Genomic DNA, 19,991 nt, shown 5'->3' with positions numbered 1-19,991 from the left:
ACGCAGTGTTGATTAAGTCAACGGTATGTTGGGACTCTCGACATGGAGTAAGCTTCCCGGCGTGACCCCCTCTGCCGCCGGCTCGACCTCGTTGCACCGAGGTCGGCGCAGCGCACGACCATCCGGCGACGATCGCGAACTCGCGATCCTCGCCACGGCAGAGCACCTGCTGGAAGACCGTGCGTTATCCGACATCTCGGTCGACGATCTCGCAAAAGGCGCCGGCATTTCGCGGCCAACGTTCTATTTCTATTTCCCTTCCAAAGAAGCCGTGCTGCTCACTCTGATGGACCGCGTGGTCAACGAAGCCGACTCCGCGCTGGAAACCCTGATCGAAGCCCCCGACTCCGAAGCCGATAGCGACGGAAGATCGATGTGGCGCAACGGAATCAACGTTTTCTTCGAAACCTTTGGGTCGCACAAAGCGGTAACTCGGGCCGGTCAGGCCGCCAGGGCTACGAGTGTCGAAGTCCGGGAACTGTGGTCGACATTCATGGCGAAGTGGATCACCTACACCGCCGAAGTTATCGATGCTGAACGCGATAGAGGCGCCGCACCGCATACCCTTCCGGCTCACGAGTTGGCCACCGCGCTCAATCTGATGAACGAGCGAACGCTTTTTGCGTCGTTCACCGCTGAGCAGCCGTGCGTCCCGGAAGCCCACGTGTTGGACACGTTGGCCCACATTTGGGTCAGCAGCATCTACGCAGAGGGTTTATCGCAGTAGCGTGTCGGTAGCCGATGCGAGCATGTGTTCGTGCGGCCTACGACGCCCATCTTGCACGCCGACCTGGATGCCTTCTATGCGTCCGTTGAGCAGCGCGACGAACCGGCGTTGCGTGGGCGCCCGGTGATCGTCGGCGCCGGGGTCGTGCTGGCGGCCAGCTACGAAGCCAAGGCCTGCGGCGTGCACACCTCGATGTCCGGGGCGCAGGCACGCCGGCTGTGCCCGCATGCCGTGGTGGTGCCGCCGCGTATGGCTGCCTACGCACAAGCCAGCGAGGCTGTGTTCGAGGTTTTTCGTGCCTGTACACCAATGGTGGAACCGGTCTCAGTGGATGAGGCATTTCTCGATGTCGGCGGGCTGCGCCGGGTTTCGGGAGTTCCGCTGGAAATCGGAGCGCGGCTACGCACCGAAGTGCGCGACCACGTCGGACTTCCGATCACTGTCGGGGTCGCCCGGACCAAATTCCTCGCCAAAGTGGCCAGCCAGGAAGCCAAGCCCGACGGTTTGCTTTTGGTGCCGCCTGATCAAGAACTGGATTTCCTGAAGCCGTTGCCGACGCATCGACTATGGGGCGTGGGCGCGAAGACCGCCACCAAGCTACGTGGACACGGCATCCGGACCGTCGCCGACGTCGCCGAGCTCAGCGAATCGGCGCTGGCATCAATGTTGGGCTCGGCCATGGGCCGCCGGGTACACGGGCTGGCCCGCAACAGCGACAGTCGCCGCGTGACCACCGGCGTGCGTCGCCGTTCGATAGGTGCGCAACGAGCACTAGGCCGGGCCGGCAACACACTGTCGCCAGCCGACATCGATGCGTTGATCATCGCGTTGATCGACCAGATCACCACCCGAATGCGCGCCACGGGGTGCACTGGGCGAACCGTTTTGCTACGGCTGCGGTTCGACGACTTCAGTCGGGCTACCCGGGCATGCACTCTTGCTGCCGCGACATCCTCGACACAGACCATCCTCACGGCCGCCCGTGGCTTGCTGGCATCAGCTGCGCCGGCCATCGAGCGGTGCGGATTGACCCTGATCGGCTTCGCCGTCTCCGACATCGACCGCAGCGGGCACGAACAACTGGTGCTGCCATTCAGCGAGGCGCACAGGCAACCGCCCTACCCTGATGCTATCGACGCGGTAGCCGACCGGATTCGTCGTCGCTATGGCAAATCCGCGCTGACGCGTGCGGTCTTGATCGGCCGCGCCGCCAGCCCGGACATGCCCCGCCTGCCGGACTAGCCGGACTCGCCTAAGTAGACGCCGCCCACGACCGCAGCTCATCGACAGACCAAGTGTTGACGATCCGGGCCACGGGCACTCCCGCGTCCAGTGCGCGCTGTGCGCCATATCCCAGGAAATCCAGCTGCCCGGGCGCATGCGCGTCGGTGTCGATGCTGAAGACGCAGCCGATATCCAAAGCGAGATTCAGCAATCGGGTCGGCGGGTCACGTCTTTCCGGACGACAGTTGATTTCCACCGCGGTGTCGTGGTCGCGACAGGCGGTGAACACCGCCTCGGCATCGAATCTGGATTCGGGCCGGATGCCGCGATCGCCGGCCACCAGCCGGCCCGTGCAATGGCCCAGTACGTTAGCCCGGCCGCTGGTAACGGCGCGCAGCATTCGGCGGGTCATCGTCGCAGAATCCATCGACAGCCTCGAGGGTCGCGTCTCATCGCTGGTGTAAATGGTCACGGGCGTAGGTTCCGTCGCAACCGACGAAAGCTATGAAGGAGGGGCTACGCCCGTGACCAAGCGAGTATCGCCGATTGAGCGTGTGCGTGTTGAGATGGATCAGTTGTTCGCCGCGACCGAGCGGCCGTTGACCGAGATTTTGGAGGAGGTCGGGCGGTTATCGGTGCGTCTGGTGTTTCAGGTCGCCGTGGAGGCCGAGGTAGAAGCAGTGTTGGGCCGAGCCCGTCACCAGCGTCGGGTTCAGGACGGCCCGGGCGGGTACCGCAATGGGTATCAACCGCCGGCGACGGTGAAGACCACGATGGGCTCGGTCGAATTATGCCGCCCGAAACTACGCGACACCGACGAGCGGTTCTGTTCGCGGCTATTCGGTGCCGGGGTGACGCGCACCCACGCTCTGGAGGCGTTGGTGATTTCGGGATGGGTGCGCGGTTTGTCGGATCGCGACATCGAGGCCGCGTTGGCCGAGGTGCTGGGCTCGTAGGCGGCGTTGTCGCGCTCGACGGTGAGCCGGATTTGTGCGGCCATCAAAGACGAGTTCGCTGCGTGGTCGTCTCGACGCCTTGATGAGCTGGTGTTGGACTACCTGTTCTTGGATGCCTCGAACTTTCGGATGCATCCCAACGCCCCGGCCGAGCCGGTGCTGGCCGCCTGGGGCATCTGCACCGACGGCAAGCCCCTGTTTATTGGGCTGGCCCCAGCCGCAGCGGAGTCGGCTGATGCGTGGGCCGGCTTCTTGGCTGACCTGAGGAACCGGGGACTACGCCCGCCGCTACTGGGCATCTCCGACGGGGCGCCGGGCCTGATCGCCGCATGGGAGACCACGTTTCCGGCAAGCCTGCGTCAGCGGTGTCTGATCCATCGCTGCCGTAACGTCATCGCCAAGACACCTGTCGCGGTCCAGGACGAGATCAAAGCCGCGTTCTGGTCGATCTTCGATGACATTGACCAGCCACCCGGCCAGCAGGCCGTGGATGAAGCCACCCGCCGCGCCGAGGAGTTCACCACCACATACCGCGGGCTCTACCCAGCCGCGGTCGCTTGCCTGGCCAACGACTTCGCCTCGCTGAGCGTGCATTTGCGCTTCCCCCGCCAACACTGGACACGCATCCGCCATTCCAACCTCATCGAACGCACCTTCGGAGAATCCCGTCGCCGGGTCAAGGTCATCGGCCGCCTACCCGGCGAAACCAGCTGTCTGTCGCTGGTATGGGCCGTCCTCGACCGCGCCAGCCGCGGCTGGCGCGGAGTCACCCAAACATCAGCGACCAGCCGCCACCTCCAAGAACTACGCCACCAACTGCTCGAGCCACCCCGCCCACTGCATCCCCCCACCACAACAACCACGACCGACACCACCGCCGCGTAACATGACCACCAGGAACATGCGCCCAGCGTTTTTACACCAGTCCTAAGACGCCACCGCCTCGAGTGCACGCTAGCCACCACGATGTCGAGGCGGTCGAGCAGTGCGGGTTCCTGGTCAAGACTCCCGTCGCCGAGGATGTCGACCTCGATCCCGGTGAGGATTCGCATCGGCGCGAACGCATCTCGCAACTCGTCTATCACGTCGAGCTGTTTGCGCAGCCGGCCTGCAGAAAGGCCGTTGGCGATCGTCAGCCGTGGTGAATGATCGGTCAGTGCGCAGTACTGATGGCCCAGCGCTGCCGCCGTTGCCATCATTTCTTCGATTGGCGCCGACCCATCCGACCAATTCGTATGCAGGTGCAGATCGCCGCGGAGGGCGGTCCGCACCTCGCCGCCGCCAAGATCGGCCGCTGCAGAACGCAATTCAGTCAGCATGTCCGGCTCGCGCCCGGACCAGGCTTGCTCGATCACTCGGGCAGTCTTTGGGCCGATGCCCGGCAGCGACTGCCAACTGTTGTCGCGGCCATGGCGTTCCCGCGTAGCCGCGTCAAGACTCTCAACAATGTCGGCCGCACGCCGATAGGCCATGACCCGCCGAGGATCCTGGCGGCTTCGATCCTTGTAGTAGGCGATACGACGCAGTGCAGCTATCGGATCCACGGTTTGGGCGTCCCCGGAAAGATCACAACAGCTGACCAACCACGAATCCAAGGAAAATTACTGCGAATCCGCCAATTTCACCAACGATAAGCAATACCATCGCCAATTCTAGTGCGCGCGTTGGATGTTCAAACTGGTTGGCAGTATCGCGCCGGATGCCGTGGAAGATATAGCTGGCGATGGCACTGACGAAGAAGAACACCACCACCATCGCCGCGACAAGGTTCACCCCCACCGACCATGCGCTGAGTTCGACAAAGATCGCGATCAGCAATGTCGCAAACGAGTACAGCAGCGCTGCACGGTGCGCGATATCGATGTACGGGTGCGCCCGAGACTCGTCACTGACCACAATCTGCCAGTACTTCAGCACCCCTAGCATCAGTGCCAGCATGAATATCAGGCCAGCCGCTAGCAGAGTGAGTTTCGTATCGCTTCCGAGAAGGCAGCCCATAGTTGGCTCAAGTGTAGTTACGGAAACAGCCGCGCGCCTACCGTACTGCCCGCACGATTCATCTGGAGAGCCGCATGGCGCCACACCAGCTGGCGCCAGCTTGTAGCGAACCGAGATCAAGCCGAGACGCTGAGTTCATGTTCGCGGTCTCGGACTATGCCCTTTTAGATAACAAATCGATATAGCTGAGCAAATTCGCTACACACCACAGAGCGCACAGAGCGTCCGATCGTCATTGGTAGTCAGGGGCGCAGTTCCCGCGTTGCGGGCCTGTTTCCCCATTCCCCTTTCAATCCGTGCGTGCGGTTTTCCCGCACACGGCTTACCGATGATCTTCTGGACATGGTTACGCGGCCTTCGGGTATTGGATGGTGCCGCGAAGCCGGTGCAGGCCGTGTTCGTTAAACCACTGTTCGGTCCATTGATCGGCTTGACCAGCACGCAGGTTACGGCCACGCTTTGCCACCATTAGGCGAAACAACCGCCACCACACATACCCGTCGATCTGCCCGAACTTGACCGCGGCGTTGCCAGTACGAAAGTAGTTACCCCAGCCCCGCAGGATCGGATTCAACGACACGATTATCGTCCGAATGTCCAGACCTGCGCGCGAGCGCCCAGTCAGGCCACGAACCTTCTCACGTAGTCGTTTCATCGCTGCGCGGCTCGGCCAACGGTGCAGGTAGTAACGCACGATCCGGCGCTGCTCCCACAACCGCCCCGACATGCGCGCCCGGAAGTGACAGCCCAGGAAATCCAAGCCCTCACGGCCGTCCCGCAGATCGATTACCTTCGTTTTATTCGGATGTAGCCGCAATCCCAGCCCAGCCAGGATTTCTCCAACCAAGACCAAGGCGTGCTCGGCTTGTGCCGCACTGCGGCACAACACCACACCATCATCGGCGTAGCGCACCAACTCACCCACCGCGCGGCGGGTCAGTTCGGTATCGAGCACATGCAAGAAGATGTTGGCCAAAAGCGGGGAAATAACCCCGCCCTGCGGGGTGCCAGCGACCGTCCGCTGGGCCACCCCATCAACCAACACTCCTGCCTGCAGCCACAGACGCAGCAGTTTGAGCACCCGACGATCCGACACCCGCCTGGCCACCTGTTCCAGCAGGCGGTCATGGTCGATCTCGCCGAAGAAATCAGCGATATCAAACTCGACCACAAACACCTGACCCGCGATGAAGCCGGTACGCAACCGCTCCATCGCCTGAGTAGCCGAACGCCTCGGACGAAACCCATACGAGCACGACAAGAAGTCCGCCTCGAAAACAGGCTCCAACACGATCTTGGCAGCCGCCTGGGCCACCCGGTCTCGAACCGTGGGAATCCCCAACGGCCGCTTACCGCCACGGGGTTTAGCGATCTCCACCCGGCGTGTCAACGCCGGACGGTACACACCCCGGCGCAGGTCCTGACGTAACTCACGCAACATGCGGTCCACGCCATAGTCCTGCACCGCAGCCACGGTGACACGATCCACCCCAGCCGCACCCTTGTTCCTCAACACCCGCTCCCACGCCTCCCACAAGACGTCACCCCTGTAGATACGGTCATACAGGGCGTGGAAACGCCGACCCTCAGACTGCTTGGCCGCAGTCCATAGCGCGCGTTGCAGTTGTCGCACTTTCACCGGCGACGCCTGCAACGGCTCGTCGTCGGCTACGACAGGCCATAGCCTGCCGGGGTGGTTGGACCGAGACACCTCGGTCATGCCCTCACGCTTACCTCCGTCACGCGCGTGATCAAAGTTGGGGTCCTTTCCTCCCGGCGCGTTATGTTGCACGCCGATCAGCGGTACTACGACCCCATCGGACTCCCGCTGCCCTCCACGAGATTTCACCATCGGCTTATACCCGCGGTCTTTGCCCGACGCAGGCTGAGCAGACGGGTCTCTCCTGTTCCGAACCAGACTATGTGCACGTGCCGCCTCCCATACCCCGGAAAGACCCGGTGAGCTAACCCCGGACCAGGGCTCACCAGACATGGCCTTCGCCGTGATATGAGCGGCTCGGCTCTCCCGTTGTGAATCTGACGAGGCTGCAGAGTTCGCTTGACGCTACGGCCCGCGCACTTGCTCCCTCCGAAGAGGCTTTCGACACCCCGCTCAGCCCGCCGTGTCTCCACAACGAACCGGGGCCTGCTACCCGGCGCTCCGGTACCTACCGAGACGGGACTCCCACCCGCTAGCCCAATCCAACTTTCAGGACGCACCATACCCCGAATCGTAGCAATTCTTCAGCGGTCACCAGGCGCTCGCGCCGGGCGGGAAACTCGCGACTTTTCACTGGGTGACGGAACCATGACCAGGCGATTCGCCCCACTCGCGACCGGGGTACTGGGTTCATAAACACAGTGAACACTCCTGCAGTCGATCTGTGCAACTCAAACTTCAGATGTGATGAATCCCACAGTCAGCTATTAGACACCCCGGTCCTGGCAAACGGGTGACGACGCGCCGAGCAACCATAAGGATGTTACTGCGGTGCGACCACAGTGACAATTGTGACTAGCGGAGCGGTGCGGCAGTGGGCTTCACAGGGGCCGGTAGTGCGCTTGAGCCCATCAGATACCGGTCGACACTCGCCGCCGCAGCCCGTCCTTCAGCAATCGCCCAAACGATCAGTGACTGGCCACGACCCATATCACCAGCAACGAACACCCCAGGAACCGAGGAGTCAAAGTCATCGCCGCGAGCCACGTTTCCGCGGTCGGTTAACGTCACCCCGAGATCGGCGAGCAGGCCAGCCTTCTGCGGACCAACGAATCCCATCGCCAGCAAAACCAGATCGGCTTCGAGTTCGAAGTCGGAACCCTCGACCTTGACGAATTTGCCGTCCTGCATCTGCACTTCGTGCACCTTGAGTGCACTGACATGACCGTTCTGACCGACGAACTCCTCGGTATTGACCGAGAACACCCGCTCCCCGCCTTCCTCATGCGCCGAGGAGACCCGGTACATCAGTGGGTAAGTCGGCCACGGGGTCGATTCGGCTCGGGTGTCCGGGGGACGCGGCATGATCTCGAACTGGTGCACCCGGACGGCGCCCTGGCGGTGCACGGTGCCTAAACAGTCGGCCCCCGTGTCGCCGCCACCGATGATGACGACCTTCTTGCCTTTGGCGGTGATAGGCGGCTCTTCGTTGGCGCTCAACGCAGTATCGCCAAACTCGCCCGATGCCACCCGATTACCCCACGGCAGGTATTCCATCGCCTGGTAGATGCCATTCAGCTCGCGCCCGGGAATGGGCAACTCGCGCCAATCTGTGGCGCCGCCCGCCAGGACAACCGCATCAAAGTCAGCGCGCAACTGTTGGGCCGTGATATCGACTCCGACGTTGACGCCGGGTCGGAATTCGGTGCCTTCGGCCCGCATCTGGTCCAGCCGCCGGTCGAGAACACGCTTTTCCATCTTGAACTCAGGAATCCCGTAGCGCAGCAGCCCACCGATGCGGTCGTCTCGCTCGAAGACCGTCACGCTGTGACCGGCTCGGGTGAGCTGCTGCGCGGCAGCTAAACCCGCTGGGCCCGAACCCACCACCGCAACCGTCTTTCCGGTCAGCTGCTGAGGAGGCAGCGGCCTTACCCAGCCCTCATCGAACGCCTTGTCGATGATCTCCAGCTCGATCTGTTTGATCGTTACCGGATCCTGGTTTATCCCAAGCACACACGCGGGCTCGCAGGGCGCCGGACACAGCCGGCCGGTAAAATCGGGAAAGTTGTTGGTCGCGTGCAGCCGCTCGATCGCATCGTGCCAGCGATCATTGCGTACCAAGTCGTTCCATTCCGGAATCAGATTGCCTAGCGGACATCCGTTGTGACAGAACGGAATACCGCAATCCATACAACGAGTCGCCTGACGACGTAAGGTCTCGTCGTTGAATTCCTCGTAGACCTCTTTCCAGTCGCGCAGCCGCAGCGGCACTGGTCGTCGCTGTGGCAGCTCGCGGTGGGTGTACTTCAAGAAGCCCGTCGGGTCAGCCACGGCTGGCCGCCATAACTGCCTCGTCGACGTCCGTGCCGTCACGCTCGGCTTCGGCAATAGCCTGCAATACTCGCTTGTAGTCGCGCGGCATTACCTTCACAAAGTGCCGTTGCTGATCCGGCCAACTAGCCAGGATCCGCTGACCAACAGCGGAATCGGTGGCGTCGACGTGGGCCTGGATTGTGCCGTACAGGTAGTCCACATCATCCTCATCAAGACTCTCGGAGTCGACCATCTCGGCGTTGAGATTGGCCGGCAACTCTCCGGCGGGGTCGTATACGTAAGCTAAGCCGCCCGACATGCCGGCGGCGAAGTTTCGGCCGGTGGAACCCAAGATCACCACCCTGCCGCCGGTCATGTACTCACAACCGTGATCACCCACACCTTCGACTACTGCGTGGGCCCCGGAATTGCGCACCGCGAATCTTTCGCCCACCACACCACGCAAGAAAGCTTCTCCACTGGTAGCGCCGAACAGAATCACGTTGCCCCCGATGATGTTGTCCTCGGCTACGTAGTCCTGTGGCGTATTGTCCGATGGGCGCACCACAATCCGCCCGCCGGACAGCCCTTTACCAACGTAGTCATTGGCGTCACCGTAGATCCGCAATGTAATCCCTTTGGGCACAAAGGCGCCGAAGCTGTTGCCGGCAGATCCTTCGAACGTGATGTCGATCGTTCCGTCTGGTAGACCTTGGCCACCATAGGCTTTCGTCAACTCATGGCCGAGCATCGTTCCGACCGTTCGGTTGACGTTGCCAATAGCCGTCGAAAAACGGACTGGCTTACCGGAATCCAGTGCCTCTCTGCACATCACGATCAATTGTTGATCGAGCGCCTTCTCCAGACCGTGATCCTGGCTTGAGCTGCAGTACAGATCCTGGTTCATGAACGCTGACTCGGGCTCATGCAGCACCGGAGTCAGGTCCAGCCGGTGGGCTTTCCAATGCGCGCGCGCCAGCGTCGTATCCAGCGCACCCGCCTGGCCGACAGCTTCATTGAGCGTGCGGAACCCCAACTGCGCCATATATTCGCGAACTTCTTCGGCGATGAACATGAAGTAGTTCTCCACGAACTCAGGCTTCCCGGTGAACCGCTCTCGCAGCACCGGGTTCTGGGTGGCTACGCCAACCGGGCAGGTGTCCAAGTGGCAAACCCGCATCATGATGCAGCCAGAAACTACCAGCGGGGCGGTAGCGAAGCCGAACTCCTCACCGCCGAGCAACGCGGCGATCATGACGTCGCGGCCCGTCTTGAGCTGGCCGTCGACTTGGACCACGATCCGATCGCGCAGCCCGTTGAGCAACAACGTCTGCTGCGTCTCGGCCAAGCCCAACTCCCAGGGCGCCCCAGCGTGCTTCATCGAGGTCAGCGGGGTAGCCCCGGTGCCGCCGTCATGCCCCGAGATCAGCACCACGTCAGCGTGCGCCTTGGAGACACCGGCCGCGACCGTGCCTACCCCGTTTTCGGAGACCAACTTGACGTGTACCCGCGCCGACGGGTTGGCATTCTTCAGGTCGTGAATCAGTTGGGCCAGATCTTCGATCGAGTAGATGTCGTGGTGCGGCGGCGGCGAGATCAACCCGACGCCGGGGGTCGAGTGTCGAACCTCGGCAACCCACGGGTAGACCTTGTGCCCAGGCAGCTGGCCCCCTTCGCCGGGTTTTGCCCCTTGGGCCATCTTGATCTGAATGTCGGTGCAATTGGTCAGGTAGTGCGAAGTAACTCCGAACCGCGCTGACGCAACCTGCTTGATCGCGCTACGCCGCCAGTCACCGTTGGCATCGGGTTCGAACCGGTTCTCGTGTTCTCCGCCTTCACCGCTGTTCGACCGGCCGCCCAGCCGGTTCATAGCAATCGCCAGCGTTTCGTGGGCTTCGGCGGAGATCGAACCGTAGCTCATTGCGCCGGTCGCGAATCGTTTTACGATTTCGCTGGCGGGCTCAACCTCGTCCAGCGGAACGGGAGGACGCAGACCCGGACGGAACTTGAGCAGACCACGTAGCGACGCGATCCGCTCGCTCTGGTCATCGACGAGACGCGTGTACTCCTTGAAGATCTCGTACTGACCGGTCCGAGTGGAGTGCTGCAACTTGAAGACAGTTTCGGGGTTGAAGAGGTGGTATTCGCCCTCTCGACGCCATTGATATTCCCCGCCTACTTCGAGCTCACGGTGCGCGCGCTCGCCCGGTCGATCCAGGTAGGCCAGTGAGTGACGCGTCGCGACGTCGGCAGCGATGTCGTCCAGCGTGATCCCGCCGGTCGGGCAGGTCAGGCCGGTGAAGTATTCGTCGAGCACCTCCTGCGAGATGCCCACTGCCTGAAACAGCTGGGCACCGGTATAGGAGGCCAACGTCGAGATACCCATCTTGGACATGACCTTCAAGACACCCTTACCGGCCGCTTTGACGTAGTTCGTCAGCGCCGTCTCACGGTCGATGCCGTCGATGACCCCGCGGTCGAGCTTGTCCGCTATGGACTCAAACACCATGTACGGGTTGATGCCCGCCGCTCCACAACCGAGCAGCATCGCCATGTGGTGCACTTCGCGAGCGTCACCGGACTCGACCACCAGACCGACGTGGGTGCGGGTGCGTTCCCGAACCAGGTGGTGGTGCACGGCCGCAACAGCGAGCAGCGACGGTATCGGTGCCATCAACTCGTCGGATTCGCGGTCGGACAAGATGATGATTCGCGCGCCGTCGGCGATCGCCGCCGAAGCCTGCTGACGCACGTCGTCGAGCGCAGCAGCCAGCCCCGATCCAGACTCCGCGACCGGGTATAGGCAGCGAATCACCTTGGAGCGCATGCCATGCCGGCGTCCGTTGACCTCCACGTCGGGATCTAGATTGATCAGCTTGGCCAGCTCAAAGTTACGCAGAATCGGCTGCGGCAGCAGGATTTGCTGGCACGATGCCTCGTCCGGGTTGAGCAGGTCACGCTCTCCCCCGGTCGTGCCCTGCAGGCTGGTCACCACCTCTTCACGAATGGCGTCGAGCGGCGGATTGGTCACCTGCGCGAACAACTGCTGGAAATAGTCGTACAGCATCCGGGGACGCTGTGAGAGCACCGCGATGGGAGTGTCGGTGCCCATCGACCCGAGTGGCTCGGCCCCGGAGCGGACCATCGGTGCCACCAAAAGGTTGAGTTCTTCGTAGGTGTAGCCGAAAGCCAACTGCCGCAGAACAACCCGATGATGGGGCATCCGAACGTAGTTTCCCTGCGGTAGATCCTCGAGCGGGATCAAGCCTTGGTCGAGCCATTGCTGATAGGGCCGCTCGGCCGCCAGCTCTTCCTTGATTTCCTCATCGGAGACAATGCGGCCCTGTTCGGTATCCACCAGAAACATTCGGCCCGGCTGCAGCCGCATCCGGCGGACCACTTTTGACGGGTCCAGATCCAGCACCCCAGCCTCGGACGCCATGACCACCAAACCATCGTCGGTCACCCAGATCCGGGACGGGCGCAGGCCGTTGCGGTCGAGCACCGCTCCCACGACGACGCCATCGGTGAACGTCATCGACGCCGGGCCATCCCACGGCTCCATCAAACAAGCGTGATACCGATAAAACGCCCGCCGCGCTGGGTCCATCGACTCGTGGCGTTCCCAGGCCTCGGGGATCATCATCAGCACCGAGTGGGCCAGCGAGCGGCCCCCCAGGTGCAGGAGTTCGAGCGCCTCGTCGAAGCGCGCGGTATCAGAGGCGCCGGGAGTGCAGATCGGGAACAACTTCTCCACGTCGCCTGTCGACCCGAAGATGTCGGTCTTGATCAGCGCCTCGCGGGCGCGCATCCAATTCTCGTTACCGGTGACGGTGTTGATCTCCCCGTTGTGGGCAATCCGCCGGAAGGGATGCGCCAGCGGCCAGGACGGGAACGTATTCGTGGAAAACCGCGAGTGCACAATGCCCAGCGCGCTAGTCAGCCGGTCGTCTTGCAGATCAAGGTAAAACGCCTTCAACTGCGGGGTAGTCAGCATGCCCTTGTATACGAAGGTCTGGCCGGACAAACTCGGGAAGTACACCGTTTCCCGGCCTGGTCCGTCCTGGCCCGGACCTTTCGTACCAAGTTCGTGCTCGGCACGTTTGCGAACGACGTAGGTCCGCCGCTCCAGCTCCATCCCGGATGCCCCGGCCATGAAGACCTGTCGAAAGGTCGGCATCGCGTCGCGCGCCAGCGCACCCAGCGACGAATCATCGGTGGGCACGTTACGCCAGCCCAACACCTGCAAGCCCTCGGCTTCGGCGATCTTCTCCACTGCCGCGCACGCGGCCGCGGCGTCTTTGGACGACTGGGGCAGGAACGCGATCCCGGTGGCGTAGCTGCCCGCGGAAGGCAACTCGAAGTCGACGACCTCCCGAAGAAACTCGTCTGGGACCTGGATCAGGATGCCGGCACCGTCACCGCTACGCGGTTCGGCGCCTTGCGCACCGCGATGCTCAAGATTGAGTAGCGCGGTGATCGCGTTGTCCACGATGTCGCGGCTACGCCGGCCGTGCATGTCGACGACCATTGCTACCCCGCACGAATCGTGTTCAAATGCGGGGTTGTACAGCCCGACGCGCTTGGGCGTCATACCCACCTAACCCTTCAACAGACTGTCTACGCGGCCTCATCAACGGCTCCGACGGCGCCGCACCCCGGAGGTTGCGGGCGACGTCCTTCGGTCTTGCCGAGGGGCTCTCCGCCAGCGAAGCTGACCCAGTCAGGGATTCGTCCGTGCAGCGCTGAACGGTGGCCCGGTAACCGGTTTCGACAAGTCGTAAAACGATATGACAAAAACCGCCTGACATGCCAACTTCCCAATAATAACCCGCGACGGGCAGGCACCGTACCAATGGCGTTGCCGACCGAGGACAGCATCGCCACATGCTGTTTTTCCACCGGCAGCCGCATAAGCCATTGCGGTTCGCGCCGCTGCGGCGGCCACACCAATTATTTAGGAACGTTTGCTGGCGTTGCGATCAAATGTCGGCGAATAGCGTCGCAACTGGAGCGTAAAATCATCACCTCGTTGGCAACACCGTCAATAAAGCAAGGCAGTTATGCTGTCAAAGCTGCGGGTAAGCACACGAACAAGCCGGCGAAGTCGCACGGCGTCACTCCGGTGGAACCGAGCGGTTGTTTGCACAATACTAATAAGAGTCTAAAACCGCGTGTACAGGGCTGGACCCGTCCGACGGTAATCGTCGAGCAGACGATGCTCGATACTGTCTGTGTCCAGCGCTGGACGGGCGGACTGGCGGGCTCATCAACCAGGAGCCTGTCGCGATCGGCCGCCGGCGCCCGACTATTCGCACCTGAGGAGCCCATGAACGAGCCTGACAAGTTTCTGCGAGACCGGGTGCGGCCCGCCGAGCCCGGTCGCTCCGGTGCGCTCCCCCGCGATCCACGGACCGGACCCCACCAGATCGCAGCACCGCCCAGCCCGGCGGCTCCCCATCGCCACGCAGCCCGGCCAGCGCCACCCAGCCCGGCTGCGGCTCCGATGGGCACGCCATTGCCGACGCCACCTTCGCCAGGCCAGCCCATCGCTGCGCAGCCGCAGCCAGCGGTCCCGCCGCAGCCCCCGTGGGAATCACCGCCACCGCCGGCAGCTCTGGCTCCCGCGCTGCAATCCGAGACCGCACGTCCCCTCCAACCATGGATCGGCAGAGACGCGAAAGCGCGCGACAGTTACTCGCCACGTTCTGACGACCAGGGTTGGCGCCGCATTATCCGGCTAGTCACTCGGCGCCTTGCCGACCTGAGCCCAGCCAGTGGGCAACGCGAGGCCGCCCAGTTCGAAGCCGTTATCCGAACCGTTCTGCAGGGCAACCACAAAGTCGGCGTGCTAGGCAAGGGCGGCGTCGGAAAAACTTCGGTTGCCGCCAGTGTGGGTTCGATCCTCGCAGAACTACGCCAGCAGGACCGCGTCGTGGCCATAGACGCCGACACCGCTTTTGGCCGGCTAAGTAGCAGAATAGATCCCGCCGCAAAGAGTTCATTCTGGGAACTGACCTCCGACAAGAACCTGCATTCATTCACCGACCTGACCTCGCGCCTGGGCAGCAACTCGGCGGGCCTGTACGTCCTGGCGGGCGAGCCGGCATCAGGTCGGCGCCAAGTCCTCGATCCGGCGATCTACCGAGAAGCCGCCTTGCGTCTGGATCGTCACTTCACGATGTCGGTCATCGACTGCGGCGCGACGATGGACGCAGCGGTTACTCAAGAAGTCTTGCGAGATCTGGACGCCCTGATCATCGTGTCGTCGCCGTGGGCCGACGGCGCCTCGGCTGCCGCTAAGACACTGGAATGGCTGTCAGATCATGACATGACGGAGTTGCTGCGGCGCACCATCGTCGCGCTCAACGACTCAGACGGGCACGCAGACAAACGCACCCGGTCGTTGCTGGCAAAGGAGTTCATCGACCACGGACAGCCTGTAATCGAGGTTCCCTTTGATCCGCACTTGCGGCCCGGCGGTGTCATCGACGTGAGCCACGAGATGGCGCCGGCTACTCGGCTCAAGTTCTTGCGGATCGCGGCGACAATTACGCAGTACTTCGCGTCACGCCCCGATGGTGCGCAAGCCAACGCAGCACCCCAATTGCGTTGAGCGCCCAGCCGCAGCAGACCAGCTACAAAGCGTCGATGCGCAGGCTCCGCATCGGCAGTTCGCTACCACACGATAGCGGCCAGGTCGCGATTATCCGAGCACACGCTACGAACCGCCGCCTCGATATCCGCGGCAGCAACAACTTGCAGATCTTCAACGGTCACCAACTCACCTGCGCGTTTTCGCGCCACCACTCGTGAATCCCGAAAGCCTTCGGCCCGTTCGATGACATTGCGGGCGAACCGCCCGTTCTGCATGGCGTCGATCCCGTGGCGACCGCCCGGAGTGGTGTAGTTGCGAATCGTTGTAGCGGCGTCCAAGAACGCGCCGCGCGCCGACTCGTCCAGCAGGCTCGCGCGCGGCGTGGCGTAGCGATGTCCGATCTCGACGATCTCGGCCGGCGAGTAAGACTCAAAGCGCAGCTTGCGGTTGAATCGGCCGGCCAAACCTGGGTTCACGGTGAGGAATTCGTCAACCAGATCCTCGTATCCGGCCCCGATGAAACAGAAGTCGAACCGGTGCGCCTCAAGTTTGACCAGCAGTTGATTCACGGCTTCCATGCCGATCATGTCGGGGGTACCGTCTTGGTGACGTTCAATCAATGAGTAGAACTCATCCATGAAAATTATTCGGCCAAGCGCATTTTCGATCAGTTGCTCGGTCTTGGGACCCGACTCACCGATGTAGTGCCCGCAGAAGTCCGAGCGCCTCACCTCGCGAATTTCGGGGTGACGCACGATCCCCATACCGGCATAGATCTTTCCCAGCGCCTCAGCCGTGGTGGTCTTTCCTGTCCCCGGTGGTCCCACGAGGAGCATCCAACCCACACCAATGGCCACCAGTACCATCGACAACGCTAGTGCCGCGGTTTGCTTGCGGTCGTCGTGCTTCATCCGTGACGAGAAGCGGGTCGTCGCGGCCCGCAGTCTTCTGTTGTAGAACAGATGCCCCGAATTCTGATCGCGGTTTGACAGGCTCAACGGCATTGCTCAGTACCCCCTGGGTGCGCGACGCGGGTCGGCCTGCTGAATTCGATCAGCCAAATTCGACCCATCTGCTGCAACCCCATAGCGTCCCTGCGCGTAGTTGATGAACGCGCAGGCCTGCGCCACGAGGTTGTGAACGTCCGACGAGGTTCCGGGCTGGTGGTAAGCCGCGAAAGTCGGTGCAATGAATTGCCACGCGCCTTTACTCGGCGTGCCTTTGGCCGCATTCGAGTCCCAATTGTTTTGCGCGCTGGCATTGTAGTTTGACTCGCGACGAGCCACCGCGTCCATACCGCGCTCCCACCGAGAACGTGCCGCAGGATCGTGAATGCCCTTAATATCCAGGGCTTTACGGATCGCAGCCAAGACGGCCGCGCGACCCGTGCCGCTACCAAAAGGCAACGCACGATCGCGGTGAATTGATTCCATAGCTACCCGGCACCGCAGATACCGCAGCTGCCGCAACCGCAGCGCCAGCAGCCGCGCCCGCAACAACGTACGCAGGACGTACTGATGCTGAATTCGCAACCTCGCCACCATTCTGGCTATCGCTTCGCGACGCCCGACCGGAGTGTCGGCAGCAGCCATCAAATCAGCCTGGGCCGCGTGTAGGACGGCCCGCGTCGCGCTCCGGGCCCGCGCGCGCTCGGTTCGCGCTGCCGCGACGATCTGAGCCAGCGCCTCATCCGCATCGGCTAACCGATGCAACCTGTTTGCCGAGCGCCGTGCCGCCCCGGTGGACAATCCCGCAGCATCCATCATGCGAGAGACGTGGTCTGCACGATCACGCAACTGAACCGGCGCACCACAGACCCCGCCGACCAGATGGTCACCGGCGAATAGATTGTGGCTGCGGGCCAAAGCCACCAGTGCGTGGGCCATTAGAGCATCAGTCAACGATTCCCTCACCGTAATTTCGGCGGTACTCCGCCTCCGCCTCACTGCGCAAAGCATCAAAAACGCTATTCAACCGATCCATCAACTCGCTATGGGTGTAGGACGACATCACATCCGGAGCCAACGCTAGTTCCGTAAGTCGACCGTCCGAATTGCACACTGCGTATATGTCGCCCACGTCAGCGGCGAACGTCACCGACTGTTGCGCGTCGAGTACCGCCTCCCACTTCTCAAAATTCGTCTTCAAATCGGCCAGGACCTGATCGACCAACGCCTTATCCGCAGATGTCGAGTGCACCGCGCCCGTGTCGAGCTCAGCCACTATGCCCACACCTTCCAGCCAGCAACGTACATCGCGGTCGTCGTCGACTTTTTCCAGCGCGAAGAAATCGGCGGCCGAGCTTGCGCCATTGAATCAACCCAGCCACACGACCGAACGGCCGCGCGGTGAAGACATTACTGCCGCCAAGACGACCCGACCACTCACCAACGGTGAATCACGAGGAGCAACGCTGACCTGTGTGCGCACCAGCATGCATCCATTCGAATGCCATTACATGCACCTCACATGATCAGCTAAAGCTATTCTTGCGTCTCGTCTTCTTTAGGCAGCACCACAATCCGCCGTGTGGGCTTGGTTGCGGCTACAGGTTTGCCGTCCGTTGATTTCGTGACCGGAACGTTCGGCGGCGCCGTCAAGCGGCCCTTCACCGGCTGACCGTTAGGCACCCCGGGGACCGTCACCCTCTTGTCGACTGGCTTGTCCTTACTGCCGTCTTTGCCGCCGGAACCCATCACGCCAGGCGGCACCCGTAGACGGTGCCCCAGCGGGCGTCTGCGGCGGAGTACACCGGCTCTGCGTCACCGAACCCACCTAGCCCGTCATCCAGACCGGACTCGGCACCGCTGCCACCGGCACCCTGCATAGCACTCATTGGCGGCTGGATGGCGTCCTCACCGGCTGCATCACCTGCTGCGGAAGCTGCCTCGCCACCGGTGCGCGCTCCCTCTACGGGCACATCGCCGCCATTGCCGCGTCCGCCCGATTTGCGTCGTCCAACGACGTCCGACCAACAGGCGTCTCTTTGTCAAAAACACTCCCTACAGCAACGACAGTGCGGTACGCAGATGCAAGGGTGCGAGCAGCTTCTCGTTCGCGGCCGCCCAACGCAGCATTGTCCGCTGCTACCTCCAACATTCCGGCGCCATTGGTTAACGATATCCGCGCAAGAGCGACCTCACGGCCGTTTGTATCTACCTCTACGGACCGCGACGCAGCCTGATAGATGTCGCAGAGATTTTTCTTTGCTGCGGCAACTTGCTCAGCCGTGAAGCTAGGAGCGGTCGCTGTCGTTGGGGCAGTTCGACCTTGCGTCGCCGATGACCTTGATCCAATAAGAGCGATTACGCCAACAACAAGCGAGGCCAGCGCGATCAAACCTACCGCAACTAGGGCTAGCACCAGTCTCCGAGTCAAAGCTGGCAGCCTGGAATACGTATGCGGGTATGGTGTCGTCACATCACAAGGCTATTCGCCGCCCTATTGCGGGTCACTTCAATCGTCGAGCCGCCTTGAGGTGGACCTCCGCAGCGCCACAGACGCGGCCCAGCGCCGCGGGTAATGGATCGTCATCAGCTGTCACGGCCGATACCCCGAGCGCGCAAGCTCACCGTCCTCAAACCCCTACCGACTCGGCGGCCCCGCGATGCACAATGCCCACGCCGTGCCAAAAGCGCCGCGCCAACCACCCAACATGGCGCCCATCTGAGCATCGAACTCAGCGAACTGGCCCGCAAGATGCTCGGCCGCACCGCTCAGCGTCTGCGACATGGCCGCCATCGCCAGCAGGTCAACCTGTAGATCGTGGCCAGCGGAAACAGCCAAAACATGAATAGCACCCCACCCGGCCACAACTCACTCAGCGCACGCAACCAGCCGATAACCGAGTGTCAGACAATAGGTAATGCCGGCCAGCACCCGCAATCTAACGGGATGTCTTGGCGACCATTCCTCGGTGCATCGAGCCAAAGACAGGCGCGTCCATCTGCAAAAATCACCAGATAGCAGGTACCAGAATAGTATTCATTGCCCGCGCAGCTGGTCGTCGATCCGGGGACCGGTCGAAGTGCCCTCGAGACGATGATCGGTCATGTTGCGGCATTCGCCGTAAATCTGAAGGCCGCCGTTCTCGGTGGCCGGGCTCTGCGTCATAACCGCGATCACACCATCCTTATTGAGGACGCGGCCGAAGGAGTGCCAATCGGGCGGGCGGCCGTCGTTCCATCCGTGCGCGACCATCGATGCAGCGATCTGCTCGAAGACTGTATCGGGGTCGGCCTCTCTGAGTTAGCTTCCTGATGCATCCATAGGCCACTCGAAACTAATCGAGACGACTCCCCGATAGGGCGGGTCACCTTGGTCATTGCAAGTCGAGTAATCGAAATGCCCGCTGGGATCTCGTAAGTGAGCGAACCGCACGATCTGCTTTGCCGGTTCGACAACCTGCTCCATAGCCTGCCGATCCGACATTGGCTTCACCGGATGGGCAATGTCGCGTCCGCGCGATACCACCGACCAACATCCCCCTAACGTGAGCACCACGACCGTCACCGC

General features: G+C 62.2%; 12 protein-coding genes and 4 pseudogenes. 4 read left to right on the top strand and 12 right to left on the bottom strand.

Features of this window, described 5'->3' with window-relative positions:
* Positions 1–61 precede the first annotated feature (61 nt).
* Complete coding sequence (locus tag ACO07W_RS11605; RefSeq protein ID WP_421843320.1) at positions 62–727, top strand: TetR/AcrR family transcriptional regulator; 666 nt, start codon at positions 62–64, stop codon at positions 725–727.
* Positions 728–751: 24 nt separating this feature from the next.
* Positions 752–1,969 (top strand): DNA polymerase IV, encoded by a 1,218-nt coding sequence (gene dinB / locus ACO07W_RS11600; protein WP_421843318.1) that lies wholly within the window; start codon positions 752–754, stop codon positions 1,967–1,969.
* A gap of 10 nt (positions 1,970–1,979) precedes the next feature.
* Here the strand turns inward: dinB and ACO07W_RS11595 are convergent.
* Positions 1,980–2,390 (bottom strand): annotated as a pseudogene (locus ACO07W_RS11595) (PHP domain-containing protein); the annotation flags it as partial.
* A 127-nt stretch (positions 2,391–2,517) separates the two neighbouring features.
* Between ACO07W_RS11595 and ACO07W_RS11590 the strand changes: the two are divergent.
* Positions 2,518–3,792 (top strand): annotated as a pseudogene (locus ACO07W_RS11590) (IS256 family transposase).
* Here ACO07W_RS11590 and ACO07W_RS11585 read toward each other — a convergent pair.
* From ACO07W_RS11585 to gltB, 5 genes and pseudogenes are all read right to left on the bottom strand, one after another.
* A pseudogene (locus tag ACO07W_RS11585) lies at positions 3,738–4,451 on the bottom strand (PHP domain-containing protein); the annotation flags it as partial. The pseudogenes ACO07W_RS11590 and ACO07W_RS11585 overlap by 55 nt on opposite strands.
* A gap of 22 nt (positions 4,452–4,473) precedes the next feature.
* The gene (locus tag ACO07W_RS11580) at positions 4,474–4,905 is read right to left on the bottom strand and encodes a hypothetical protein (RefSeq protein ID WP_421843316.1); all 432 of its coding nucleotides are present in this window, start codon (positions 4,903–4,905) and stop codon (positions 4,474–4,476) included.
* Between the two features lie 346 nt (positions 4,906–5,251).
* Entirely contained in the window at positions 5,252–6,754 is a 1,503-nt protein-coding gene (ltrA, locus tag ACO07W_RS11575) for a group II intron reverse transcriptase/maturase (RefSeq protein ID WP_421840437.1), read from the bottom strand.
* Positions 6,755–7,420: 666 nt separating this feature from the next.
* Positions 7,421–8,896, bottom strand: coding sequence for a glutamate synthase subunit beta (locus tag ACO07W_RS11570; protein WP_421843314.1), 1,476 nt, complete (start codon positions 8,894–8,896; stop codon positions 7,421–7,423).
* Positions 8,889–13,472, bottom strand: a complete 4,584-nt coding sequence (gene gltB / locus ACO07W_RS11565; RefSeq protein WP_421843312.1) for a glutamate synthase large subunit — start codon at positions 13,470–13,472, stop codon at positions 8,889–8,891. The genes ACO07W_RS11570 and gltB overlap by 8 nt, the downstream gene beginning before the upstream one ends.
* Before the next feature lie 735 nt (positions 13,473–14,207).
* On the opposite strand from gltB, the gene ACO07W_RS11560 reads away from it, so the two are divergent.
* Complete coding sequence (locus ACO07W_RS11560) at positions 14,208–15,494, top strand: MinD/ParA family ATP-binding protein (RefSeq protein ID WP_421843310.1); 1,287 nt, start codon at positions 14,208–14,210, stop codon at positions 15,492–15,494.
* Between the two features lie 62 nt (positions 15,495–15,556).
* On the opposite strand, the gene ACO07W_RS11555 is transcribed toward ACO07W_RS11560, so the two are convergent.
* From ACO07W_RS11555 to ACO07W_RS11530, 6 genes and pseudogenes are all read right to left on the bottom strand, one after another.
* Positions 15,557–16,480 (bottom strand): AAA family ATPase, encoded by a 924-nt coding sequence (locus ACO07W_RS11555; protein ID WP_421843308.1) that lies wholly within the window; start codon positions 16,478–16,480, stop codon positions 15,557–15,559.
* Between the two features lie 3 nt (positions 16,481–16,483).
* Complete coding sequence (locus tag ACO07W_RS11550; protein ID WP_421845946.1) at positions 16,484–17,362, bottom strand: transglycosylase; 879 nt, start codon at positions 17,360–17,362, stop codon at positions 16,484–16,486.
* Positions 17,363–17,369: 7 nt separating this feature from the next.
* Positions 17,370–17,699 (bottom strand): DUF2710 family protein, encoded by a 330-nt coding sequence (locus ACO07W_RS11545; RefSeq protein WP_421843306.1) that lies wholly within the window; start codon positions 17,697–17,699, stop codon positions 17,370–17,372.
* A 260-nt stretch (positions 17,700–17,959) separates the two neighbouring features.
* Positions 17,960–18,362, bottom strand: a pseudogene (locus ACO07W_RS11540) (hypothetical protein); the annotation flags it as partial.
* A 699-nt stretch (positions 18,363–19,061) separates the two neighbouring features.
* A complete protein-coding gene (locus tag ACO07W_RS11535; protein ID WP_421843304.1) occupies positions 19,062–19,262 on the bottom strand; it encodes a hypothetical protein in 201 nt (66 codons plus the stop codon).
* A 198-nt stretch (positions 19,263–19,460) separates the two neighbouring features.
* The gene (locus ACO07W_RS11530) at positions 19,461–19,676 is read right to left on the bottom strand and encodes a hypothetical protein (protein ID WP_421843302.1); all 216 of its coding nucleotides are present in this window, start codon (positions 19,674–19,676) and stop codon (positions 19,461–19,463) included.
* Positions 19,677–19,991: the final 315 nt, after the last annotated feature.

This window comes from Mycobacterium sp. (assembly GCF_965230835.1).
Classification (GTDB): Bacteria; Actinomycetota; Actinomycetes; order Mycobacteriales; family Mycobacteriaceae; genus Mycobacterium.
This window is presented reverse-complemented; position numbering and strand designations above follow the sequence as displayed.